The organism is Paenibacillus dendrobii, from assembly GCF_009807035.1.
Lineage (GTDB): Bacteria > Bacillota > Bacilli > Paenibacillales > Paenibacillaceae > Paenibacillus_AQ > Paenibacillus_AQ dendrobii.
Map to the genome: position 1 here is coordinate 18,740 of NZ_WUBI01000006.1, position 24,870 is coordinate 43,609.

Annotated in this window: 22 protein-coding genes; 11 read left to right on the top strand and 11 right to left on the bottom strand. The window is 51.5% G+C overall.

Annotated elements, in window-relative coordinates:
* Nucleotides 1–43 precede the first annotated feature (43 nt).
* The 5 genes from purH (at nucleotide 44) to ilvA (ending at nucleotide 6,505) form a co-directional block, all read left to right on the top strand.
* Nucleotides 44–1,591, top strand: a complete 1,548-nt coding sequence (gene purH / locus GRF59_RS26090; RefSeq protein ID WP_160500662.1) for a bifunctional phosphoribosylaminoimidazolecarboxamide formyltransferase/IMP cyclohydrolase — start codon at nucleotides 44–46, stop codon at nucleotides 1,589–1,591.
* Between the two features lie 296 nt (nucleotides 1,592–1,887).
* The gene (gene purD / locus GRF59_RS26095; RefSeq protein ID WP_160500663.1) at nucleotides 1,888–3,162 is read left to right on the top strand and encodes a phosphoribosylamine--glycine ligase; all 1,275 of its coding nucleotides are present in this window, start codon (nucleotides 1,888–1,890) and stop codon (nucleotides 3,160–3,162) included.
* Between the two features lie 199 nt (nucleotides 3,163–3,361).
* Entirely contained in the window at nucleotides 3,362–4,303 is a 942-nt protein-coding gene (locus GRF59_RS26100) for a ring-cleaving dioxygenase (RefSeq protein ID WP_160500664.1), read from the top strand.
* A gap of 15 nt (nucleotides 4,304–4,318) precedes the next feature.
* Nucleotides 4,319–4,924 (top strand): alpha/beta hydrolase, encoded by a 606-nt coding sequence (locus tag GRF59_RS26105; RefSeq protein WP_160500865.1) that lies wholly within the window; start codon nucleotides 4,319–4,321, stop codon nucleotides 4,922–4,924.
* Nucleotides 4,925–5,263: 339 nt separating this feature from the next.
* Nucleotides 5,264–6,505, top strand: coding sequence for a threonine ammonia-lyase IlvA (ilvA, locus tag GRF59_RS26110; RefSeq protein WP_160500866.1), 1,242 nt, complete (start codon nucleotides 5,264–5,266; stop codon nucleotides 6,503–6,505).
* Between the two features lie 235 nt (nucleotides 6,506–6,740).
* On the opposite strand, the gene GRF59_RS26115 is transcribed toward ilvA, so the two are convergent.
* The 9 genes from GRF59_RS26115 to GRF59_RS30085 form a co-directional block, all read right to left on the bottom strand.
* Nucleotides 6,741–7,601 (bottom strand): MurR/RpiR family transcriptional regulator, encoded by an 861-nt coding sequence (locus tag GRF59_RS26115; protein WP_160500665.1) that lies wholly within the window; start codon nucleotides 7,599–7,601, stop codon nucleotides 6,741–6,743.
* Nucleotides 7,602–7,664: 63 nt separating this feature from the next.
* Entirely contained in the window at nucleotides 7,665–8,372 is a 708-nt protein-coding gene (locus GRF59_RS26120) for a hypothetical protein (protein WP_202128891.1), read from the bottom strand.
* Nucleotides 8,373–8,423: 51 nt separating this feature from the next.
* The gene (locus GRF59_RS26125) at nucleotides 8,424–10,568 is read right to left on the bottom strand and encodes a hydantoinase/oxoprolinase family protein (RefSeq protein WP_160500666.1); all 2,145 of its coding nucleotides are present in this window, start codon (nucleotides 10,566–10,568) and stop codon (nucleotides 8,424–8,426) included.
* Between the two features lie 214 nt (nucleotides 10,569–10,782).
* A complete protein-coding gene (locus GRF59_RS26130) occupies nucleotides 10,783–12,075 on the bottom strand; it encodes a citrate transporter (protein WP_341480146.1) in 1,293 nt (430 codons plus the stop codon).
* A gap of 36 nt (nucleotides 12,076–12,111) precedes the next feature.
* On the bottom strand, nucleotides 12,112–13,461 hold the full coding sequence (locus tag GRF59_RS26135) for an FAD-dependent oxidoreductase (RefSeq protein WP_160500667.1): 1,350 nt from the start codon (nucleotides 13,459–13,461) through the stop codon (nucleotides 12,112–12,114).
* 248 nt (nucleotides 13,462–13,709) lie between these two features.
* Nucleotides 13,710–14,423 carry a PepSY domain-containing protein gene (locus tag GRF59_RS26140; protein ID WP_160500668.1) on the bottom strand — a complete coding sequence of 238 codons (714 nt, stop codon included), beginning with the start codon at nucleotides 14,421–14,423 and terminating at the stop codon, nucleotides 13,710–13,712.
* A 200-nt stretch (nucleotides 14,424–14,623) separates the two neighbouring features.
* Nucleotides 14,624–15,568, bottom strand: coding sequence for a hypothetical protein (locus tag GRF59_RS26145; RefSeq protein WP_160500669.1), 945 nt, complete (start codon nucleotides 15,566–15,568; stop codon nucleotides 14,624–14,626).
* A 201-nt stretch (nucleotides 15,569–15,769) separates the two neighbouring features.
* Nucleotides 15,770–16,435 carry a DUF1129 family protein gene (locus GRF59_RS26150; protein ID WP_160500670.1) on the bottom strand — a complete coding sequence of 222 codons (666 nt, stop codon included), beginning with the start codon at nucleotides 16,433–16,435 and terminating at the stop codon, nucleotides 15,770–15,772.
* A gap of 81 nt (nucleotides 16,436–16,516) precedes the next feature.
* Complete coding sequence (locus tag GRF59_RS30085) at nucleotides 16,517–16,639, bottom strand: hypothetical protein (RefSeq protein ID WP_272915032.1); 123 nt, start codon at nucleotides 16,637–16,639, stop codon at nucleotides 16,517–16,519.
* 260 nt (nucleotides 16,640–16,899) lie between these two features.
* Between GRF59_RS30085 and GRF59_RS26155 the strand changes: the two genes are divergently transcribed.
* The gene (locus GRF59_RS26155; RefSeq protein ID WP_160500671.1) at nucleotides 16,900–17,730 is read left to right on the top strand and encodes an alpha/beta hydrolase; all 831 of its coding nucleotides are present in this window, start codon (nucleotides 16,900–16,902) and stop codon (nucleotides 17,728–17,730) included.
* 144 nt (nucleotides 17,731–17,874) lie between these two features.
* Complete coding sequence (locus GRF59_RS26160) at nucleotides 17,875–18,654, top strand: DODA-type extradiol aromatic ring-opening family dioxygenase (protein ID WP_160500672.1); 780 nt, start codon at nucleotides 17,875–17,877, stop codon at nucleotides 18,652–18,654.
* A 91-nt stretch (nucleotides 18,655–18,745) separates the two neighbouring features.
* Here the strand turns inward: GRF59_RS26160 and GRF59_RS26165 are convergent, their stop codons facing one another.
* Both GRF59_RS26165 and GRF59_RS26170 read right to left on the bottom strand, forming a co-directional pair.
* Entirely contained in the window at nucleotides 18,746–19,288 is a 543-nt protein-coding gene (locus GRF59_RS26165) for a DoxX family protein (RefSeq protein ID WP_160500673.1), read from the bottom strand.
* A 398-nt stretch (nucleotides 19,289–19,686) separates the two neighbouring features.
* Nucleotides 19,687–20,205, bottom strand: a complete 519-nt coding sequence (locus tag GRF59_RS26170) for a DoxX family protein (RefSeq protein WP_160500674.1) — start codon at nucleotides 20,203–20,205, stop codon at nucleotides 19,687–19,689.
* Between the two features lie 487 nt (nucleotides 20,206–20,692).
* Here GRF59_RS26170 and GRF59_RS26175 point away from each other — a divergent pair, with 487 nt between their 5' ends.
* From GRF59_RS26175 to corA, 4 genes are all read left to right on the top strand, one after another.
* Nucleotides 20,693–21,793, top strand: coding sequence for a DUF3048 domain-containing protein (locus GRF59_RS26175; protein ID WP_160500675.1), 1,101 nt, complete (start codon nucleotides 20,693–20,695; stop codon nucleotides 21,791–21,793).
* Between the two features lie 234 nt (nucleotides 21,794–22,027).
* Nucleotides 22,028–22,642, top strand: coding sequence for a DUF47 domain-containing protein (locus GRF59_RS26180; RefSeq protein ID WP_160500676.1), 615 nt, complete (start codon nucleotides 22,028–22,030; stop codon nucleotides 22,640–22,642).
* 15 nt (nucleotides 22,643–22,657) lie between these two features.
* Nucleotides 22,658–23,650 carry an inorganic phosphate transporter gene (locus tag GRF59_RS26185; RefSeq protein WP_160500677.1) on the top strand — a complete coding sequence of 331 codons (993 nt, stop codon included), beginning with the start codon at nucleotides 22,658–22,660 and terminating at the stop codon, nucleotides 23,648–23,650.
* A 242-nt stretch (nucleotides 23,651–23,892) separates the two neighbouring features.
* On the top strand, nucleotides 23,893–24,852 hold the full coding sequence (gene corA, locus GRF59_RS26190; protein ID WP_160500678.1) for a magnesium/cobalt transporter CorA: 960 nt from the start codon (nucleotides 23,893–23,895) through the stop codon (nucleotides 24,850–24,852).
* Nucleotides 24,853–24,870: the final 18 nt, after the last annotated feature.

Sequence of the window (24,870 nt, forward strand, 5' to 3'; positions counted from 1 at the left end):
AGCAGGATTTTCCCATCTTCAACTTTAAAGGAGGAGACATATTGTGGGTATAAAAAGAGCGCTCGTAAGCGTTTCGGATAAGAAGGGCATCGTAGATTTTTGCCGTGAGCTGTCTGCACTTGGCGTGGAAATTATTTCGACAGGCGGAACGAAGAGTCTGCTGGCGAAGGAAGGCGTGCCGGTGATCGGCATTTCCGACGTAACGGGATTTCCCGAAATTCTTGACGGACGTGTTAAAACACTCCATCCTGCGGTGCACAGCGGCTTGCTTGCGGTTCGTGACAGCGAAGAACATCAGCAGCAGATGAAGGATTTGGGGCTGGACTACATCGATCTGGTCGTCGTGAACCTCTATCCGTTCCAGGAAACAATCGCCAAGCCGGATGTAACTTATGAGGACGCCATCGAAAATATCGACATCGGCGGTCCAACCATGCTCCGCTCGGCTGCCAAGAATCATGCTTTCGTGACTGTGGTCGTGGATTCCCATGATTATGGCACCGTCATCGAGCAAATCCGCGAGCAAGGGGATACCACCCTCGATACGCGCAAACAGCTTGCAGCCAAAGTCTTCCGCCACACTGGCGCATACGACGCCCTTATCTCCGATTATTTGTCGAACGTGACCGGCGAACCTCTTCCGGAACGCTACACCGTGACCTATGAAAAAATCCAGGATCTCCGTTATGGAGAAAATCCGCATCAAAAAGCGGCATTTTACCGCAAACCGCTTGCTCCTGCGGGAACATTGACGACTGCCGAGCAGCTTCACGGCAAAGAATTGTCGTACAACAACATTAATGATGCCAATGCAGCGCTGCAAATCGTGAAAGAGTTTGACGAACCGGCCTGCGTGGCCGTGAAGCACATGAATCCTTGCGGCGTAGGCGTGGGGGAAAGCATTTTCGAGGCTTATGAAAAAGCCTACAGCGCGGATCCGACCTCCATTTTTGGCGGCATTGTGGCTGCGAACCGCATCATCGACAGTGATACCGCGAAGCTGCTGAGCGAGATTTTCCTGGAGATCGTGCTGGCACCGGACTTCACGGAGGAAGCTCTTGAAATCCTGACGAAAAAGAAAAACATCCGCCTGCTCAAAATGGGTGAGTTCGGTTCCGCCAAGGAGCGCAAGAGCAGCTTTGTCGTCACTTCTATTGATGGCGGCATGGTTGTGCAGGAAAGCGATGTTCATGCTGTGGACGAGGCCGATTTGAAGGTCGTAACGGATCGTCAGCCGACTCCGGAAGAGCTGAAACAGCTTCTCTTCGGCTGGAAAGTGGTTAAGCATGTGAAATCCAATGCGATCGTGCTCGCTGCGGACAATATGACCGTTGGCGTTGGCGCCGGACAAATGAACCGTGTCGGTTCCGCCAAAATTGCCATCGAACAAGCGGGAGAGAAAGCCGAAGGCTCCGTCCTGGCATCCGATGCCTTCTTCCCGATGGGAGACACCCTGGAGCTTGCTGCCAAAGCGGGCATTACGGCAGTAATTCAGCCTGGCGGTTCCATCAAGGACGAAGAATCCATTAAAGTGGCTAACGAATACGGCATCGCAATGGTATTCACGGGCGTGAGACATTTCAAACACTAATCACACAGAGAGATAGAAAAGCAAAGCAATACATGAAAACGGAGAAAGCGAATGGATCTGAAAACGCGTAGCGTTCGCCTTTGCCCCCGGATTTTAACCCTATTGAACCATAATTATAAAATCTGGAAGCAACAGCGATTGGAAAATCCATCGCATTTGAAGTGACTATTATGTATTCAATTTTGCTAACGAATAACAGATCAGACATATGAAATTGAGACCAGGCTCTGCCTGCTGCGGCTAGAAGCAGTCAGGTGGAGCCTGCAATATAACAGGGGTAGAGACAGGAGGCGGACATGGATATTTTGGTCATTGGCGGCGGAGGCCGCGAGCATGCAATCGTGTGGGCGCTGAATAAAAGCCCGAAGGCAGGACACATCTACTGCGCACCGGGAAATGCCGGGATCGGTCAGATCGCGGAATGCGTGCCGATTGCCGTGAACGAATTCGACAAGCTGACGGCGTTTGCGCTAGAGAAGAAGGTCGGACTGGTGGTTGTGGGACCGGATGATCCGCTCGCGGAAGGTATTGTGGATGCGTTCGAGACGAAGGAAATTCCGGTATTCGGTCCGCGCAAGAATGCGGCTGAGATCGAAGGCAGCAAAACCTTTATGAAGGACCTGCTTCACAAATACAGCATTCCGACGGCTGCTTATGAAAAATTCGACAATTATGACGCGGCTGCGGCTTACCTGAACACGCAACAGGCCCCGATCGTCATCAAAGCGGACGGGCTCGCCGCGGGAAAAGGCGTGACCGTGGCGCATTCGATGGAAGAGGCGCATCAGGCGCTGCAGGATATCATGGTATCGAAGGTATTCGGTGAATCGGGAGCGCAGGTCGTGATCGAGCAGTTCCTGCAGGGACAGGAAATGTCGATCCTCTCCTTCGTGGATGGGGAGACGGTAAGACCGATGCCTGCCGCACAGGATCATAAGCAGGTATTCGACGGCGACCGCGGACCGAACACGGGAGGGATGGGAACCTATTCCCCGCTGCCCCACATTGACCCGGCCATTATCGAAAATGCCATTGAGCATATCATCAAGCCGACGGCAAAGGCAATGGTAGCCGAAGGCCGTCCTTTCCGCGGCATATTGTTCGCCGGGCTGATGATCCAGCCGGACGGGACTCCAACAACGGTCGAATTCAATGCCCGCTTCGGCGACCCCGAGACACAGGTCGTCCTTCCGCGTCTGAAGAGCGACTTGCTGGAGATCTTCCTTGCTGCAGTGAATGGTACGCTTGCCGATGTGGAAATCGAGTGGAGCGATGAGGCTGCTGTATGTGTTGTGCTCGCATCCGAAGGCTATCCGGCTTCTTACCCGAAAGGATTGCCGATTGAAGGATTAGAGAGATCGGAAATTGAAAAGGATGCGCTGGTGTTCCATGCTGGCACGGCGCTGAACGCCGAGGGTCAATTCGTGACCAGCGGCGGCCGTGTGCTTGGCGTTGTCGGCTTGGGTTCAGGCATTGCCGAAGCCCGCGACAAAGCTTATGAGCATGCGGAACGTATTACGTTCAGCGGAAAACAGAACCGTACGGATATCGCTGCGAAGGCACTTGTGTAGCATATATTTTTGTGAGATATCAAGCCCCGTGCTTCCGGATTGCTGGAAGCAGCGGGGCTTTTTTGACGAGACAAGAGCTTCCCACTTGGTCTGATTTGCTGTCCATTCGTAAGCCGCTTGCAATTTATCTCCAATTGAACTATTATATAATTAATAATCTTAAATTTAAGACTAATTATTATAAGGAGGCAAGAGGGATATGTTAAGAACAGCAGGTATTCACCATATAACGGCATTCGTGAACAATGCCCAGCAAAACGTCGATTTCCACGCGGGTGTCCTGGGACTCCGTCTTGTCAAAAAAACGATAAATTTTGATGCGCCGGATGTGTATCATCTGTATTTCGGCAACGAGAACGGCAGTCCGGGCACCATCATTACTTTCTTCCCTCAGGATAACGCAAGAACAGGCGAGATCGGCGGCGGGCAGGTTAGCATTACCGTGTACGCCATCCCGAAGGGCAGTATGGAGTTCTGGATGAACCGTCTGGATGCCTTTGAAATCCGCCATGAAACCACCTCGCGTTTCGGAGAGAGATTCCTGCGCTTTTCCGATCCATCGGGTCTGCTGATCGAGCTTGTTGAACGCGAAGAAGGAACGCCAAGTGCTTGGTCCTTTAACGGCGTTCCTGTGGAGCATGCGATTAAAGGCTTCGGCGGAGCGGTACTGAGCAGCGTGTCGTCGGAAAATACGATGCTCGTGCTCGAAAGAGTGCTGGGACTATTGCGTATAGGCGAAGACGATGGACTGGTTCGATTCCAAGGCTTCGGCGATATCGGCCATATCATCGACGTGAATGCGGAGAATGCATCCTGGGGTAATCCGGGTGCAGGAACGGTTCATCATATCGCATGGCGCGCCAGAGATTACGAGGAGCATGAGAAATGGCGCGAGCTGCTGGTGCAAATCGGCTTTCAGCCGACGCAGGTCATTGACCGTCAGTATTTCAATGCGATATACTTCCGTGAACCGGGTGGAATTCTTTTCGAAATCGCGACTGATCCTCCGGGCTTTGCCCGTGACGAGGCTGAAGACGAGCTGGGCACGCATCTGATGCTGCCTGAATGGTACGAACCGCAGCGGGATCTGATCGAACAAGGACTGCCAAAGATCGAAGTACGTGAAGTGGAGGGAATATAAATGAGTCATTTAAGCATGAAACATATTTTTAAACAGGGGTCCGATCCGGCTGCACCGGTATTGGTGCTTCTGCACGGAACGGGCGGCAATGAGCATGACTTGCTGCCCATAGCGGAAATGTTGTCGCCCGAATCTTCGGTGCTGGGGGTACGTGGTAACGTACTGGAGAACGGGATGCCGCGCTTCTTCCGCAGATTGGCGGAGGGTGTGTTTGATGAAGAAGACCTCGTGGCACGCACGAAAGAGCTGAATGATTTCCTGGATGAAGCTGCCCGGGAGTATGGACTTCAGCGCGACCGCATGATTGCCGTGGGCTTCTCGAACGGTGCCAACATCGCAGCAAGCCTGCTGTTCCATTATGAACATGCTTTGTGGGGCGCAGCTTTGCTGCATCCGATGGTACCGCTGCGCGGCAAGCAGCTGCCGGATTTGACGGGCGTTCCCGTCTTCATTGGCGCAGGCAAAAACGATCCGCTCTGCTCCGTGTCCGAAACGGAAGAGTTGCAGTCTCTTCTTGAAGGAGCGGGTGCCGAGGTTACGCTGTATTGGGATAACCAAGGTCATCAGCTGAGCAAAAGAGAGCTGTATGCCGCCTCCGATTGGCTGGATAACCGCTTCTAAACCGAGATTCACAGAACCTCTCGTCCTTTCAAGGGCGGAGGTTTTTTTGCTTCCCTATTTTTTCTTGAAAAGTATTTATTTGAATGCCGTTCTGGCCCTAAGAGCCTGCTTTGTGAAATCTTTTTCTAATCTATAGAGGATTATTGGACATACACCCTTGAAAAAACGGCTCAAAAAAGGTACGGTACTGTGTAACAAACATTTCAGTGATGACTTGAATAAAGCCCCGAACCGACAGAAAGAGGGCTGATGGAGTGAGGAGAAAAAATGAAGGAAAATCTGCAAGAAACAACTACCCCAACAGCAAACGCCGTATCGGCAGCTGAGCCTATCGACTATATGGTTTCCATGGAGGACATCGTGCGTGCGCATCACGTGCTGCGCGAGGTCATCGTACGCACGCCGCTTCAGCTTGACGCGGTGTTGTCGGCGAAATACAAATGCAATGTTTATTTGAAAAGAGAAGATCTGCAGGTCGTGCGCTCCTTCAAGATTCGCGGCGCTTATAATATGATTCGAAGCTTGTCGGCTGAAGAGCTGGCGAATGGCATCGTATGCGCGAGCGCCGGCAACCATGCCCAGGGTGTGGCTTTTTCCTGCAATGCGCTGGGTATCCAGGGCAAAATTTATATGCCAAGCACAACGCCGAACCAAAAGGTGAAACAGGTCAAACGTTTTGGTGGCAGCAATGTGGAGGTCGTTCTGACTGGCGATACGTTCGACGACGCATCCGAGGAAGCGATGAAGGCCTGCACGGAGCAGGGCATGACCTTCATTCATCCGTTTGATGCCCCGAAAATCATCGCAGGCAACGGTACCATCGCCATGGAAGTCATGGAGAGCCTGAATGCGCCCGCGGATTATGTGTTCGTCACGATCGGCGGCGGCGGTCTGGCTGCTGGCGTGAGTACGTACATTAAAACTGTGAGTCCTTCCACGCAAGTGATCGGCGTTGAGCCTCTGGGAGCGGCATCCATGAGCGAAGCGCTGCTGCGCAAAGAAGTCGTAACACTGCAGGAGATCGATAAATTCGTGGATGGAGCAGCAGTCAAAAGAGTAGGCGACATGCCGTACTCCATCTGTTCCAGCAAGCTGGACGACATCGTGAAGGTGCCGGAGGGCAAAGCGTGCACAACCATTCTTGACCTGTACAACGAAAATGCCATCGTGGTTGAGCCGGCAGGCGCACTGCCGGTTGCTGCGCTTGATCTGTACAGCGAACAGATTCAAGGCAAAAACGTCGTCTGCATCGTCAGCGGCGGCAACAATGACATCGACCGGATGCAGGAGATCAAGGAGCGTTCCCTGATGTATGAGGGTATCAAGCATTACTTCATGATCAACTTCCCGCAGCGTTCCGGAGCACTGCGCGAATTCCTGCAGGACGTGCTTGGGCCTGGAGACGACATCACCAACTTCGAATATACGAAAAAGCATAACAAAGAAAACGGGCCGGCACTCGTGGGCATCGAGCTGGACAGCAAAGAGGACTACCTCCCGCTGATCGAGCGCATGAACCGTAAGGGATTGCAGTATACCGAGCTGAACAAGGATTCGAATCTGTATAATATTTTGATCTGATAAGTGTAACGTCATAAATTGTTAATGAAGTAAGAACTTCAGGTGAGGCACACCAGGAGTTTTCGATAAGATACGTTTTGAAAAGGTCTGTGTAAGACGTCGCTTTGGCGTTCTTGCAAAGGCCTTTTTGCATTGTGGCGGGCAGTTCGCTCATATCGGAAAGCCCAAGCACGAACGAGTATACCGTAAACAAAAACGCCCCTCCGTTAACCGGAAGGACGCTCATCTATTCAAACTATAAAAAGTAATTCGTGATGGTTTGATCGCTCGCCAGCACAGCTTCGCTGTCGAGCTTCTTTTTTAAATAAGCCTTGTCCGAGGAAATAAAGATGCTCATGATCAGGTCCACGACGAACAGGAAAGTGATATGATTGGACATCAGCGCGCTATTGTTGACCGATATTTTATCCGGCACGATGATGTTCACATCCGCATTCTCCGTGATTGGAGACGAATCATAGCACGTGATCGAAATCGTCTTGACCTGGTTGACCTGAGCAATTGCTACCGTGTCCACCACTTCTTTCGTTGATCCGGAGCGGGAGAAGGCCACGACGGCGTCTTCCTTGCCGCACTGCGCGGCGGCGATCTTCATGGCACGGCTGTCATTTACTGCTTCGGCCATAATCCCGATGATCGACAGGCGATTCTTGAGTGCAATGGCAGCCAGGTAGGAATCGAACAGGCCGATTATGTAAATACGCCGTGCCCCTTTCAGAATGTTCACCACGCGGTGAAGCTGTTCCTCGGTAACAAGCGCAGACGTATTGACAATGAGCTCATTGTAATCGAGCGCAAGCGCGTCAATCGGGTTAATTTCCCGTCTTTCTTTTTTCTTGGCCTGCATATCCCGGTAAAAAGCGTCCTGGGCAAAAGCGATCTTGAAATCATTGAAGCCCTTGAAGCCTACTTTTTTACAGAACCGGTTAATACTCGTCTCCGATACACCAATTTCGTTGGCAATGGACGTGATCGTGTTACGCGTAATAAAATCCGGATTGTGTATGACAAAATTGGCAATCTGGTTTTCACCATAAGTCAATTTTTGAGTTTGGGATACGATTTTTGCGATAACGGCCGGAACCTGTGAAGACATGATACCTCCTCCTGATCTAACGCTGGAAATGACGAGTCCGGTGATCTCCGCTAGATTTCCCCATTATATCACACCGGGTGAGGTATTGAGAGTGCGCGATATCCAACATTTGCAAGTTTCGAGCTGCTGCTCGAACACTTTTTCCTGAAGCTGGTTGTCTTCGATCAGATACGCGTAATCCAGCAGATTGGGCAGGCAGGGAAGGTCCAGTACTTCCTTGCAAAAAGCATGCGCAGCGATCTCGCTGCATTGTACCACACTTGATCTCTTCGTATAGGGTCCCAGCTTGAAGACTTCGATCGGTTCGAGCCTCTCATTCGTAAAAGATCCCTCCCGGTACTCCAGCCAGTGATAGAACTCATGCGCCAGATGAATATCGATGAGACGGTCCATATCCGGCTCAGCCGTGGGAGACGCTCCCAAAATATTTCGGCATACTCGCTGCATCCCGTTAAGGGATGAAGAGTACAGAAGGATCTGGGGCGGTTTTTTGGCAAAATCAATCTGTGCCCGGAAGGAGACCTGATGAAAATCGCCGGATGCGTCTGTCACCTCATGACGAAGTCCGGCTTCCCTGTACATACGGCGGATGTTGCAGCCCTTGTACTTCTCTGCCGCAACACGGCCGGCCCGCAGCGACGCTTGGACATAATAGGCAATCTTATCTTCAGGAATCTTATGAAAAAGCGGGTCCTGCTTCAGCTCCATGCAACCCAATATTTCATCGGATAGATGGGTGAGAGGATTGGTTAGCAGAGAATGAACCGTCATTTGAAGTGACTCCTTTCGACCACGTGTATAGGATTAAGCGAAAAATTACCGTTACTGATATGCCACAATCAGCAGTTCATCCGAAGCTGCCAGCATTTCCGTTTCAATCTCCAGAATGGATACCAGCTGCTCCTTGGTCTGCATGCCGGTCAAATCGAGCATCTTTTCCTTATAGAAGACAAATACCTTCGGAATAGTAGCATTGGCGTCAGAATAAATGGTGTTGTCATCCAGAAAATCATTCAGGGCTTCTGCCGATGCTTTGTTGAGCTTCGCGTAATGGACATTGCTCTTCTTGAAGCGGACCACGCCTTCACGGTCCAGAATGCTGACGCTGCTGGATTTCTTCTTCAGCAAGCCGAAGAAGGACTTCTTCACGCTTTCGCTGGTGAACAGGCTCCAGCGTCCGCTCTGCGCAGCGAGAACCGTGGCTTCTACGGGCTGATCGATCGAGCTGGCGGCAATCGCCTTCATGTCTTCGGCGGACATGGCTTCCTGAGCCAGATCCTTCGAGCGCAGCTCGGTGGAGCCGGTAGCCACGGCGCGGAGAATGTTCTTCTGACTGTCGATCTCGATCGTCACTTCGACGGTATCCTCGGAGGCGCCGGATTTAACGATCCGCTCGACGATCTCGGCACGGATGCGCTTGATGTCCTCGTCGGTCGGATTGACAACAGTGCGTTCAAGCTGTTCTTTGACCATCGCGAGCGCGACGCCAATGGTGGAGACATACGGCGCATTATTGGCGATTTGGCATTTGAAGCTCTCACGTTCTGCCATTGCAGGTACCAGCACCGCGCCGCTGCCCCCGCCGCCTACGAGCGTGACGAAGGAGCGGTCCAGCTCATAGTCGTCTATCATTTCATTGACGGTCTTCATGGTCTTGTCGATAGCAATATCCATGACCTGTCTGGCCGCTTCTTCAACACGGACCTCGATTTGGTCCGCGAGTGCCTTCCAAGCCTTCACGGCTGCTTCCTTATTGCCTTTGGCATAATCACCGTCCGGAATATAGTTCAGAATGTTCGCCGCGCCGGCGAGGGTATAGGAGTATTCTTTACCGTTACTGCATTCGCAGATGGCGTATTCGGCGGGATCCCCTTCACGGGGGCTGATGAATTTCACTTTTGGATCCGAGATATGTTCCGCGGGAGCAAAGGCTTCGTATTCCTTGCCTGCAATATGCGCGCTCCGCGGCCCGACATCCGTGATGCGTCCTCCCGCGACTTTGATCATGCTGCCGCCGGCGATGCCGAGCGTGCGCACGTCCAGAGACTGCAAATAGGTGCGGTGACCGCCGACCTCGGCATTCTTGATCATGACCTTGCCGTTCTTAATGACAGAGATGTCGACGCTGGTGCCGCCGACTTCGAAGAAAATGCCGTCAGAAATTTTCTCGTACATCAAGGCTCCGGCGACACCGGCGGCAAGGCCCGACAGCATCGTCAGGATCGGCCGCTTGCGGACCTCGTCGATGCTCATGACGCCGCCGTCGCAGCGCATGATCATAAGCTGCGACTGAATGTTGGCATTCTTGACGGACTTCTCTGTCATATTGGCGGTTTCCATCATTTTCGGAATGAGGGAGGCATTGACGACAGCCGTCCTTGTCCGTGTCTTCAGCCCGTAGAGTTGGCTGATCTCATGCCCGCCTGTCGCATAGATGCCTTTGCGGTTTGCAAGCTCGACTACCCGCAGCTCATTGGCAGGATCATCAACGCTGTAGGCTTCGGAAGCGACGATGACCTCGGCACCTTGGCCAGCGAGTTCATCGATAGCGGCTTCAATCTGCTCATCCGTCAGATTTTTGGAATCCAGATACGTGTGGTAGGTATGCAAAAACTTGCCGGGTGCAAGCTCAATATCTCCTGGATTGGATTCGGAGCGGGCACTGAGACCGTCCAGGCCTGTTCCCATACCGATAATGCCGACTCGTGCGACGTCACCCTCGAGTAGAGCATTCGTGGCCTGCGTTGTCCCATGGGCGATGAAGGTGACGTCCTCCGGTCGAATGTCTTTGCTGCTTAAGATTTGATTCAGAATTTGAACGATCCCCTTCGCCACGCCGTCAGGGTCGTGGTGGGTGGTCGGAATTTTCATTTTTTCGATGACTTCGAACGTATCGTTATCGATGAGGGCCGCGTCGGTAAACGTACCGCCGACGTCAATGCCCACCCTTACCTTTTGTCTCCCCATAATGTCCTCCTGAAGATGGGCAAAGGGCCGTTTGAATGGTTCTTTGCCCGGGCTTTTTGTAGCTGTATCATCACGCCGGATGCGAATTATTCTTACGATCGTTGTTCCAGAATAATTCCGCCTCCTCCGTTGAAGCGAAAATTTCCAGACACCTTATGTCCGAAACTTATCCGCGGACCTTTTTGAATGAACCCTTATCTCTAACCTTTAACCTCTAGAACACCATGAACGCTCCGATAATCATGGAGATCAGCACCGATGCCATCGTCCATGGAAGCGTCTTTTTCAAAATCTCGTTAATGTCGCTCTTCGTAAAATCAGCCACCCACACGTTGTGCGAGTTGGTAGGATCGGAAACGGACTGCACATTGCTGACAGCGCGCAGCGCGAGCATGGCGGCAACCGGCGTCATGCCAGCCGTGACGAAGAGGGCGGCGATGCCGCTGCCCAGACCCCATACGTTCAGCGGTCCGCGGTAGATCGCGAGCGGGGACAGGATCGTAAAGAACAGGATGTACATCAACGGTGTGCCAGGCAGAACGGACTCGATCAGCGGCGAGATTACAGCCGACACCTGCGGAGACATCACGGAGCTCAGCAGAATGCCGATGCCGATCATCAGCGCCATGGCGCCGGCGACATCCTGAATGCCTTCAATCATTGCACTGGATAGGATGTGGATCGGGCGTTTCGGCCAGGTCAGCAGGATCGTCACGATCGCGCCAATAATAACCGCCGGTACAATGTCGATTTTGAAAATGAAGACGAGAAGGACCGGTACGAGCGGACTGATCAGCGCAATGGCAGGTACCTTCTTGTTGTCGCCGGGCGTTGCTGCAGGCATCGCCCAGGCTTTGCGGCCTTTGCCGTCTCTTTTAATATAGAAGACGATCATGAGGAGCGAGATCACGATTAGTGGAAGGGCCACGACCAAGGTATAGTTGGCGATCTTATCGACCGAGAGGCCCAGCACATCCACGTACACCGCCCAGTTGGACACGTTGAAGAGAGAGCCGACACCAACGGCCAGTAAGACAACGATGGAGGCGACGAATTGCGAAATGCCTGCCGTCAGCATGATCGGAATGACGATGGTACCGACCAGGATGACCATGCCGAGCCCGCCTGCTGCGGAAAAAATGATGGATGCGGTAATGAAAAATAGAATAGCAATAAGTACGGGTTTATCTCCGGCCAGCTCTGCAGCCTTGCGGATAATGGATTTGGTGATGCCGACCTTGTTCAGAATTTGACCGAACCAGGCACCGAACACGAGGCCGGCGATCGCGCCGGACAGCTTCATGGAGCCGGCTGCCAGAATCGTCTTGGCGATGGAGGTCACCTCTGGATTGTTCGACATCCACGGCACGCCGGCGATAATGGCGAAGAGGATCGCCATGCAGGGCATTGCCAGAATGGTCGGCAGCTTGCGTGCCATCATGAGTCCTACAAACACCAGAAAGACGAGCAGAATGCCGATTGCTTGGAACCACATTGACGTTGTCACAAGAATTTCCCCTCTCAAATGGGCTGCTACGCGAATCTAAACCTCCAGATAAGCTCCTTGCTCCTTCAAAATCGTCTGCACTTTCTTGATGTCGATGTCCTGAACGTCACGTCCTTCAAGAGCCGCGAGCGCTGCCGCAACGCCGCCCCCATGTCCGATGGCGCCTGTTGTCGGCGTGGTTCTCATGGCTGCCTGCGCCTCGAAGGTTGCCGAAATGCAGCGGCCAATGACAATGAGATTCTTCATGGAGTCCGTGATCATGCAGGAAAAAGGAATGCTGTACATGCCGCCCCATTCCAGTTTTTGATGCTTCGTGCCCTCGCCGTCGGGGCTGTGAATATCGATCGGATAGCCGGAGTGCGCGATCGTATCGTCAAACAGACGCTGTTCCAGAATATCCTCTGCCGTCAGGGTGTACACTCCTTTGATCTGCCGCGAACCGCGGACGCCGATATTCGGTCCCGTGGATTCCACGACGGCATGCTCGAAGCCGGGAATATATTTGCGTACGAAAAGCTCCAGTTCCCGGCACTGCTTGCGTCCGACCATTTCAGCCTTGCTCAGGCTGAGCGCGTCGGTTGCGTCATGGCCAAGAATACGAGTCGTATTGAGAATGACTTCGCCTGGATTATTCGTTTCGAAGAATAGGATATTCTCGCGCGGGATGGAAATCTCGCCGCGCTCCTTGGCTTTCTTGAAGAGGCTGTCAAAGCCGCCCACGGAGAGGCGGGGAGCCTTCTCGATGATGGAGGTGTCTCCGCCATACAGGGGGAAATCCTCCGGGTGGCTGTGAATATATTCCTTGACCTTTGGAATGTCGACATTGTACATTTTCATCTTCAGAGTCATCGGCTGTGTCGCCCCGTCGGATTCGCGGCCCTTCGTGTATTCCACGCCGGCGCCCGCCGAGAGGTCTCCGTCACCTGTAGCATCAATGAAGACAGAGGCTTGGATCCTACTAATCCCAGACTTGTTGCAGACCTGGATTTCAGCAATGCGGCCATCTTCCGCGTGCACGCCGGCCAGCATCGTGTGGTAGAGAATGTCGCCTCCGGCTTCCGTTACCATCAGTTCGAGCTCATGCTTCATCGCTTCGGCATCGAACGGGGTGACCGAGTATGTAAAGCCAACCGTATCGAAAATATGCCCTGGAGATTTGCCGAGTTTTTTGAGCCTTTCGATCAACTGATCGGTATAGCCCTGAATGGCCTGCTTGTCACCGGCATGGAAGGTCATCATGGGACCGACGCCGTTGGCTGTCAGCGTTCCGCCCAGGAAACCGTGCGACTCGATGATCAGCGTCCTTGCTCCGGTTCGGGATGCCGCGATCGCGGCCATGGACCCCGAGATGCCTCCGCCCATGACGACAACGTCATATTGCTGCATGTTCTCCACTCCTCTTGTCGCAAGTTTTGAATTTCCTTTTAATGCCTTTAGGCTAACAAAATAATATTACTTTGTAAACGCTTTTAGAAAATAATTTTCCGAATATCCGAAAATATAGAAAATTATTTACAGACTCATAGAGATCGTTTTATAGAAGGACCATTGATGAAAAATAAGAACACAAAAAAAGAAGACTGCCGACCTTCGGAAGCCTTCTTTTTTCATGGATATACCTGTCTTCTTCAGTCCTAGTCATCCTGACCGAGGCTAAGGATCTTGCCGGTTTTGGCATCGATTTTGATTTCATACTCGCGAGTGGAAGTATGCACGTCCACCTCATAGTAAGTGGGTCCGTTTTTTCGTTCGATCTTCCATTTGGTTGCAGTTCCATTCACCTTTTGAGTGGCTGTCTGCATCGCCTTTTGCTCATCAATAATCCCGGTCAAATCAATCTTGGACTGTGCCCGGTCCGTTTTGACCTTGCTCTGATCCAGCTTTTCCGTTTTATTTTCAATGATGCTCTTATCCTCCGCATGAATGCCGACTTTGGTCTTTTCCGTATCCGTCATCATCTCGACTTTGTAGACGTAGACCTGATTTTCGAGCTCAATCTCCAATTTGGTAACATCGCCCGAGCCTTTTGTGGCAGCGATATCGAGCGCTTCCTTCGGGGTCACTTTAAACGTTGTTTTTTGCAAGTCCAGATGTCCCTGCTTGTCTATGCCCGTTTGTTTCTCAGGAGATGACGGAGTGGAAGAAGGTGGGGTGGTATGATCCGCAGCGTTATTGGCAGCGTCCTGACCCGTGCCTTCATTCGTATTCGTTCCGGTATCTGTCCCTTGCGTCGTATTTTGGCCAGTGCCCTGATTGCTGCTTTGCCCATTGTCCGCCGCTTTGGAAGAGCAGCCTGCGGCTCCGATCAAGAGCAGGATTCCGAGTGCGATGATCGTGATCTTTTTCATGATGCAAAACTCCTTTCGCCTGTATTTTAACCATGGCCGGGACTTTAAAACATCCGCCGCACCCGATGAATTCAACCCTTCGGCGAAGCCGGGATGTCATTTCACATCGCAAAAAAGCCCTCGCTGTCGCTTCCTGAAGAGAAGGGAGCTGACAGCGAGGGCTTTTTTTTGCTGATTCATAGGTGAATGATTGGATAATTTTACATGCCTGATGCGGCTTTTCTGTATTTATCGACTTCAGGGGTCAGGGTGTCGTTGTTTTTCTTCAGCACGTCCAGGAAGCCTTGCAGCTTTTTGATGTATCCGCTCTTGGTTGGATCGCCTTTGCTGACGGCAGCTTGCAGGGCGGCCTTTGCTTTGGCATCGACTTTTTTGGTGTCATAATCAAAGAGCGGCGTGTTATTGAGGCCGGACATGGAAATGCTCAAGTATTGATTAAACAGCGACTTCACCTGGGCCGTGCGGTTCGAATGCGGGAAGGATTTCACGAAGGCTTCCTGCGCCAACGCGCGCTTGGTCACTTCCGTCCATCCGATGGATAAGGCAGCGTCATTGGCAAACGGAGCTTTGGTTTCGGCGGTCATGATGTCGATATAGCTCTTGATGTCGGCGGACACATAAGAACGAACCTTCTGGAATCTTGGGTAATCCAGGACGAGATAGTACATGCCTTCCGATGTGTCGATGCGGTAGCCGCTGTCGCGGGCGCCCTTGAACAGAGATTTCAGACTTTTGTCGTTGGTTTTATTGATCAAGGCGGTCAGGTCGTCGCCGGATTTCATGAGCTTCATCAGTTTGGTCTGGATACTGTCCTTGAAAAACTTGTCGTTCCAAGCATCCAGATGGGCTTTTTCGGCATTTTCGAGCTTCAGCACCATCATGGAACCCTGCCAAGGCGTCACCTGATAGATGTTCTTCTCCATGTAGCTGACGGCTTCGGCTTGCTTGGATGGGGATTTGAGCAAGCTCATCATATGGTTGTAGACTGCATTGGCATGCGCCGTTTTGGCGGAAGCCGCAGTAGATGCGGATACGGTTTGGTTAACTGTAGTGGTTCCGGCTGCATGGGTCGCTCCAGCACCTGCCTGCAGACTGATAGCGGCTATAAGGGCAGCGGCTGTAAATGCTGATTTGGTAAATTTCATGGTTAAAGCACCTCCAAGGTTTCGATACATTGATATTACCCGCGTGTTGTTTCGTGATGACATCCGTTTGTTTCGGACTTGTAAACATTTGAAAGAAAATTGGAAATCATTCCAGGAATATATTCGATTCATAAAAAAAACATCCTCGCCGGCAACGAATGAAGCATTGTGCCGCGCAAGGATGTTTTTAATTTCAGGTCGTTATCTGGATTTTCGCAAGAAAATAAACCGGATACCGAGGAAACCTATGATGCAGAAGACGAGACTAAGCACCGGCGGTATCGTAAACACGGGCAGCATGTTGCGCAGCGAGAAGCCGATCGCCATCACGACGACAGCGATAATCAAGTAGATGCCGATGGCTTTCAAGTTGATTCCGGGCTTCCGGTTCTCATTCTCCTGCGGCTTGCTTAGCGACTTTATGAGGACTTCCATAATGACAATGGATCCGACAGCCACCAGAATGATCGCGAGCAGACTGACGCGGTTCAGCGAACTGCCGCTGTAGCCCGCAAGCTGAGATCCGAAGCCGACGACGGTCTCTATCAGAAACAGAATGGTGAGCGCGGTCCAGGCAATCATGATGTAATAAGCCGCACCTTCGACAGGCTTGACCGACGGCAGCGTTTCAACCACCGTACGTGCATATTCCTCCGCGTTCCCGCCGAACAGTTTAGAAGCTGAGGTGCCTTTTTTCTGTGCATCCAGCACGTCCTTGGCGAGCTCCAGCAGACGTTTCTCGGCCTGCTGACGGTCTGCGCGGCTATCGCGTACGTATACGACGATATCCTCGTAAAAATCCTTGTTCGCCGGAGTCATCTGCTCCCGCAAACGATTGTTCTCTTGTATCATTTGTCTTGTTGACATATCCGTTCCTCCGTATACAAACATACAACAAGTATAGGAACAGGAGCTGACGAATTCAAGGCCCGGGAGTTCCTTCCTGGCTTATTCCCGATAAAAGAGCTTCTCATAGTTCACAGCCACATAAATAATAGCCAATACGACGCATACGGCCAGAACCCAGGACAAGGGGTGCTCCTGTATATGCGATATCCATCGTTGCCACATAAGCATATCCCTTTCTATATACGGGTATCGGTGATAGTTTCCGCCATGCGTCTGCATTCCATGCAGACTTGGATCTCTTCACAAAAAAGCCATGCCGGTGTGGATTGACACATGCGAGTCGGCGGTGATAATATGGACTTCAAACCTTATATCTCATTAAACTTATCGGAATTATAAAATATAGCATTTAAGGGATACAAAAATCCTTAGCACTAGCGTTTTATCTGAAAACATAGTTATTTCAAAGGGGGATGGAATTCATGGAAAGACAAATCATGATCCGTCATGGTCAGGAGGAACTGACCGCGAGTCTTCATTATCCGGTTCAGGCCGAAGGGAAGAACGGACGCTGCGGGGAGCGGGCGCCGCTCGTCGTCATCTGCCACGGGTTCGTCGGCAGCCGTGTGGGCGTGGACCGCTTATTCGTAAAAACTGCCAGAGAGCTGGCGGGAGAAGGTTACATGGTGCTGCGCTTCGATTATGCGGGCTGCGGTGAAAGCAGCGGACATTATGGCAAAGAGGGACTCGAATCCATGATCGCCCAGACCCGGACCGTGCTGGATTATGCGCTGGATTGCGGAAATGTGGATCCATCCCAGGTCACGCTGATCGGACATAGCCTCGGCGGCGCGGTAGCCATTCTGACAGCCGTACGCGACCGTAGGGTGAAGAACCTGATTCTGTGGTCTGCGGTCGGATATCCGCTGAACGACATTCTGAAAATCACCGGACGGGAAGTTTATGACCATGCGGTAAAAACAGGCAGCTCGGATTATCTCGGCTTCGATTTTACACCTGCATTTTTCGATTCGCTTGGAACGTATCAGCCGTTCCAGGAGGCTATCAAATTCAACGGCAATGTCCTTGTCGTTCATGGCACGTCCGATGATACGATTCCGGTGGACTATGCTTTTCTATATCAAAAGGTGTTCTGGATGCGGTCCGAGGGCCGCTGCGACAAGGAAATCATTTTCCAGGGAAATCACACCTATTCGTCGGGTTCGCATTGCGGTCAGTTGATTCACCGGACCAAGGATTGGTTAAACGAGCAGAAGACCCTGCAGCAGGATTGGCAGCACTGGATGATCTAACAAGCTAAATAACGCCTTTCAAGCAGACTTCTTGACGTTACAGGAAATCAATCAAGCCAGCAGTGATACAGAGATTGGAATTATCTCTTCATACACGGTAAAATATAAGTAGCAACTTATACTGGCGTGTGGAGGTTGACATCGATGACATTACCATCTTTATTTGTAGCGCACGGTTCACCTATGCTCGCCCTGGAAGATAACGGATACACGCAGTTTCTGGAAAGTTTGGGACGGGAGCTTCCGAAGCCGGAGGCCATTGCCGTATTCTCGGCGCATTGGGACAGTCCCGACCAATCCATGAGCGTGGATGAATCCCACGGTACGATGCATGACTTTTACGGTTTTCCGGAAGCCATGTATGAACTGCGGTATCCGGCTCCGGGCTCTGCATCGCTTACCCAGCAGATTGGGCAGTTGTTTGACGCAGGCAATCTGTCGTATCAGCCGGTCCTCGGCCGAGGCCTTGACCACGGTGCTTGGGTTATTTTACAGAAGATGTATCCTGAAGCGAATATTCCGGTTGTCGAGCTGTCAGTAGATTCCAGACGTTCTCCCGCAGAGCAATATGCGATTGGCGCCATGCTGAAGGAACTTCGCCAGCAAAATGTTCTGGTCATCGGCAGCGGCGGCTTGGTGCATAACCTGCGCATGATTGGACAGTCGGAGGAAGCGGATGATTGGGCCGTGGAATTCGATGAATGGGTTGCGGGGCAGCTGGAGGGCTGGAAGGTCAACGAGTTGTTCGATTATGACAAAAAAGCTCCTCATGCCCGCCAGGCGGTGCCTTCTTACGGAGTGGAGCATTTCATCCCGCTGTTCTATGCCATGGGAGCTGCAGACGATGACCGCAAGGCCAAGCGTCTGTTTCAGGCTTACCAGTATGGGAACCTCAGCTTGAACTGCTGGATGTTCGGTTCCTGAACAGCAAATCACATCACATGAAAAAGAATGAGCCGGGCTGGTATTTCCAGCCCGGCTCTTTGTGTTGCTCCCTGTAGTTCTCTCTTGGTGTTTATGCAGCGCCTTTGGTCTTGTTTATGCCGTTTTGCGGTACAGGAGCGGGAGCAGGATCATGGGCATTCTTGTGGAAGAGGCCGCGTACATAAGGCATTACCCAGTGGTCCAGTCCGATGCGTCCGGCATTGGCGGCAGCGACGACGATGAAGATTTCAAGCACGACCATTTGTGCGTTGGTGCTTACGGTGCCCGAGAAGAGGAAGGCGAAGTTCATCACCATACCCATCAGGGCAGCGAAGGTAGTGAAGGTACCGAGGATAAGTCCCAGTCCGACCAGTGTTTCACCAAGCGGGATGACAACGTTGAATAATTTTACTCCAGGCAGTGCGCCATGCTCCAGGAAGGCAGCCCACCAGCCTTGCACTGCGGGGTGATCGCCGCTTGCCTTGGCAATGGCCCCTTGCAGGAAGCCTCCTGCGTCGAATCCGCCTGTCAGTTTCTCAATTCCGCCTTTGATCCAGGTATATCCAAGGTAAATCCGGACCACCGTTAATAACCACATTGCCACTTTGTTGTTTCTCAGCCAGTTGTTGAACATTACAATCCACTCCTCAAATTAGTTTAATGGGTATTTTTAGGAAGCTTCTAGGGTGCTGTTCTTGATGTGAGCTTCTTTCTTTTGTTGTTGGAAGATGATCATCTCTTTCATGTCTTTATTATATGTGAAATATTTCACGTTACATGTGATTTAAATCACATTATTAAAAATAAATTAAAATTTTTAAATTGTTTTTCTGTCAGTGCGTTTCGGGTTAGCATTTTCAGCCCGGCGATCGGATTGCAAGCTGCCGAATTTTCGAATCATTGAATGGAAGAGAGGCGGGCTAGAATGAAAAAAGAGCCGGGCTGGACATCCAGCTCGACTCTATGTGATATTCTCATATGATATTGGGATTAGAGTAAGATTAGAGTAAGCTGTTGATCTGATCTGATCTGTTAAATGCTGCTTTGCGGAGCAGAAGCGGGGGGAGTATCTTGTTTCTTATAGAAAAGGTTGCGCAGGAAAGGCATTACCCAGTAATCCAGTCCGATGCGTCCGGCATTGGCGGCAGCGACGACGATGAAGATTTCAAGCAAAATCATTTGCGGGTTCACACTGATGCTGCCCGAGAAGAGGAAGGCAAAGTTCATTACCATGCCCATTAAGGCGGCAAAGGTTGCGAAGGTACCCAAGAGAAGTCCTATGCCAACGAGCGTTTCACCGAGGGGGATCAAGATGTTGAACAGCTTCACGCTAGGCAGTGCGCCGTGTTTCAGAAATGTTGCCCACCAGTTCTGTACAGCGGGATGCTCACCTGCGGCTTTGGCGATAGCGCCTTTCATGAAGCCTCCGGCATCGAAACCGTCGGTTAATTTTTTAATCCCACCCGTAATCCACGTGTAACCCAGGTAGATCCGCACGACCGTCAGCAACCACATCGCGACTTGATTCTTTCTCAACCAGTTGTTGAACAAGATATCCCACTCCTCAAAGTTTTTTATGACATTTTGTCATTTTGTGTCATTCTCCTTTTGTCTGCAATTTTAGCATTTAATGGAATAACATCCTTTGATTATAAATTATACATATCAACTTACAAGTGGTGTAAACCACGATTTTTAATAAAATTTTAATATTTTCCGCAGTTTTTTCATAGGAATTACCCTGGAAAGGACGGCTTTTTACACATTGCCCTGTAATCTCATCATAATTCCCTAAGTAGGTGGGATTATTCAGAATTAAGACAAGATATGGAGCCTCGTGAATAAGAACAGGAAAAATGTACGGGCGTTACTTCCTCGCATACGTCGATAAAGGTTGTAAATTGCGGTTTTTCAAAGACAAACCCTACCATTTATGCTTAAATGGGAGGAAAAGGAAAGCGGGAGGGAGACCGGATCAAGCAAAGTGCTGCATCTTGGGAGGTGCAGTCCGAACAATATCGAGGGGGAATGGATTGATATGAAGAATCGAGTGGGGATGAGCGGATACAGATGGTGGAGCGGCATGTTGTGCGCGATGCTATGCGTTTCGCTGCTGGCTGGCTGCGGGCAGCAGAAGGCGGAAGCGCCCAAGGCGCCGGTCGTGGAGGAACAGACGCCTCCGGAGGAGCCGGCCCCGGAGGATCCGGTGCAATCGGGCGATCCGGAACAGGCTGCTTTCACGGCTCCGTTAACCGGACTGCCCATGGATCAAGCTCCTACGATACGCCCACTGTCCATTATGATTAACAATGCGCCGGCTGCGCGGCCGCAGTCCGGGCTTACCCAAGCGGATATCGTATATGAAGTGCTGGCGGAGGGCGGCATTACGCGGATGATTGGTATTTTCCAAAGCAAGGGAACGGATGAAACGATCGGGCCGATTCGCAGCATCCGTCCTTACCTGATCAATCTTGGCGAAAGTTATGGCGGCGTGCTGGTCCATGCCGGTGGCAGCAATGATGCCTATGCGATTTTGCAGAAGCAGCATAAGGAAGATCTCGATGAGATTGGAAATAGCGGGGCATACTTTTGGAGAGATAAATCCCGGAAGGCTCCGCATAACCTCTATTCGAGCGCAGACAAGCTCCGGGAGGGCGCTGACAAGCACGGTTACAAAAAGGAAGTAAATATACCCGCTTACAAGTTTCGGGCCGAGAGCGACCTTCCAGAGGGCGAGGATGCGACTGGAGTCGACATTACCTTCCTGCTCAAAAGCTACAAGGTATCGTATCAGTATCATGAGGCCAGCAAGGTGTATCAGCGTTCCATTAACGGTAAGCCGCATGTCGATCAGAACACGGGGCAGCAGCTGACGGCGACGAATGTGGTCATTTTGGGCGCTGATCATAAAACGCTGGATGATGTGGGCCGGCTTGCCGTCGATGTCGATAAGGGTGGAGAGGCCGTTCTGCTGCAGCGGGGCAAAATTCTCAAGGGGCGCTGGGTGCGTGCCAAGGGAGACGTGATCCGGTTCGTGAAGGACGGGCAGGAGGTGCCGCTGTATCCGGGTACCACATATTTCAATATCGTACCGAATGCGCCAACCTTCGACAGCCATATCCAAATTCATCAGCCATAAGGCCTTCGCTGTAGGCGGTTTATGCAAATCCTGGAGCTCATTATTCCAGTCCTTGGATATTTTTACCCAAGACTGGGTAATTTATCGTATGAAATCCTGTTCGCGCCTTTACATTCCGTTAAAATAGAGATGCGGTCGCCTTTACAAAATACGCCGCGGATTGATAAAATAGTTGGGGTTGTCATTTTGCTGTTTTCGCGCGTTCACGGCAATTTTAAGTAAAGGGGTTATCGTATGAAATTGAAGAAAAAGGACATATTTTTCCAAACATTGGAGAATATGGCCGATACGATTGTACAAGCTGCCGATTATTTCGCACAGCATGTAGCCAATCTCCAGGATGTACTTCTTTTTGCCAATGAAATGAAGAAGTTTGAGTCGCAGTGTGACGAATTTACACACACCATTATTACGGAACTCAACAAAACGTTTATAACGCCGATCGAACGCGATGATATCATGGATTTGACGACCACTTTGGATGACGTAATGGACGGGCTTGAGGCTTGTGCTTCCCGCTTCGATATGTATCATCTGCCGGACCCCGACGAGTACATCGTGCAGTTCGCAGAAATTTTGCGTCAATCGGCTTACGAAATTCAAAAGGCTATTCATCTGCTATCCCAGAAGAAGCTTCTGGCGATCCGTGAATATACCATCCGTTTGAATGATCTGGAGAATCAAGGGGACGAGCTGCTTCGCATCTGCATCAAAGAGCTCTTCGCCAAAGTAACGGACCCGATCGAGCTGATCAAGCGCAAAGAGATTTACGAACGACTGGAAACAACCACAGACGCGTGTGAAGACGTGGCCAACATGCTGGAATCGATCATTATGAGCAACTCGTAAGGGGCCAACTAAAACATGGATACATCATCAATATTCGTTATAGGTATTGTCATCTTCCTGGCGCTGGCGTTTGACTTCATTAACGGGTTCCATGACACGGCCAACGCGATAGCAACCTCGGTATCGACGCGCGCGCTCAAGCCGCGTACGGCGATTATCCTGGCGGCGGCCATGAACTTCCTTGGAGCTATTCTCTTTACGGGCGTTGCGAAGAAAATCGGCGGTAGCGTCACGGATCCGACGACGCTTGATAATGGTCTGGAAGTGGTTACGGCCACGCTGCTGGCCGCGATTATCTGGAATCTGGCGACCTGGTGGCTGGGCATTCCATCCTCCTCCTCGCATGCGCTGATCGGCGCTTTGGCCGGTGCGGTATTCGTCGGAGCCGGTTCGGATCACCTCAAGTGGAGCGGATTCATTGAAATCGTGGAAGGACTTTTGCTGTCTCCGCTGATTGCATTTGTCATCGGTTATATCATCATGACGATACTCAAGTGGATATTTGCGAAGAAGAGTCCGCATACCGTCAACAAGGGCTTCCGTACCATGCAGATCCTGACCGCTGCGGCGCAGTCTTTTACGCATGGCACGAACGACGCGCAAAAGGCGATGGGGATTATCACCTTTGCCCTCGTCACTTCCGGGCATCTGGAGAGTCTCGAAGTACCGCTGTGGGTTAAAATCGCGGCAGCGACCTCGATGGCGCTCGGTACCTCCATTGGCGGCTGGAAGATTATCAAGACGATGGGAACGAAAATTTTCAAAATCGAACCGATTCACGGCTTCGCGGCTGACTTTACCTCCGCTTCCGTCATCTTCGGTGCGACTCTGCTGCATCTGCCCGTCAGTACAACCCATGCGGTAACCTCCGCCATTCTCGGTGTAGGCAGCGCGAAGCGCTTCTCCGAAGTGAAATGGTCACTGGCTGGACGGATCGTCATCACATGGTTTATTACCATCCCGATTTCCGCCATACTGGCAGGTATTATTTTTAAAATATTATTTTAGACAAAACAATAGGATTAGAGTGGGGGCCAATCGATGAGGTTGGCTTTTTTGTATGCCCGAAAGCGGGGATGTCGTGATTAAGCGGACGATGCTGTACAATGGAGATTACCAATCTGTGCCTGTGGAGAGTTATAATGCTTCCATTGGAAAGCGAATGACTGACAGGCAGGAAACTTCAGCATGCAGCTTCGGCCTTAGAATTGCAGTAAGACCCTGATGTGAAAGGAGTCCAACGAATACCGATGATACGCACAATGGCCATAACCCGTTCGCATGAGGTGGTGACCGGAATCCCGCTGGAGCAGCTCCAGCCGGATGATTACGCCTGGATGTGGGTGGATTTCAACGCCCCAACGCCGAAGGAATCGGCGCTTCTGACTACATATTTTCATTTTCATCCGCTCGCGGTGGAGGACTGTCTGCATGTGCTCCAGCGTCCGAAGCTGGACTATTATGACGAACTGCAGTTTTTCGTGCTGCATGCGCTGGACCCGGATACGCTCCATGTGGAGGAAGTAGACCTGTTTCTAGGGCAGAACCTGATCGTGTCTTTCCACAGCAAGGAGCTGCAGGAAGTGGACGAGGCTTGGACCGAGATTATCCAGCATGCCCATGACCGCAAGATTTGGTCCCGCGGCCCGGTATCCTGCGCCTACAACGTGATGGACAAGCTCGTGGACAAGTATTTCCCAAGCGTCTTCGGCATTGAGGACGAGCTGGCGGAGCTGGAGAACCGCGGCAGTTCGGAATCGGTCGAGGACCTCATGAACCAGGTGTTCGACCTGCGGGGGCGCTTGCTGAAGCTCAGACGAACGGTGGTACCGATGCGCGACCTCATGTACCGGATCGTCAACTCCCAGCATGTCCAGAGCAATACCGAGCATAAAGTGTACTTCGGCGATATTTATGACCACCTGCTGAAGCTGACGGACATGATCGAAGCGGACCGCGAAATGACGGCGGATCTGCGGGACAGCTATATTTCGCTGAACTCGAACCGGATGAACGCGATCATGAAGACCCTGACGGTCATCACGACCGTGTTCATGCCGCTGACGCTCATTGCGGGCATCTACGGGATGAACTTCGCCAATATGCCGGAACTGGGCTGGACATACGGATACCCGGCAGTGCTTCTGCTCATGTTCGTGCTGGGCGGTGGCATGGTGATGTGGTTCCTGAAGCGGGGATGGTTTAAGTAAGAGCTTGTGGCGTGAAAT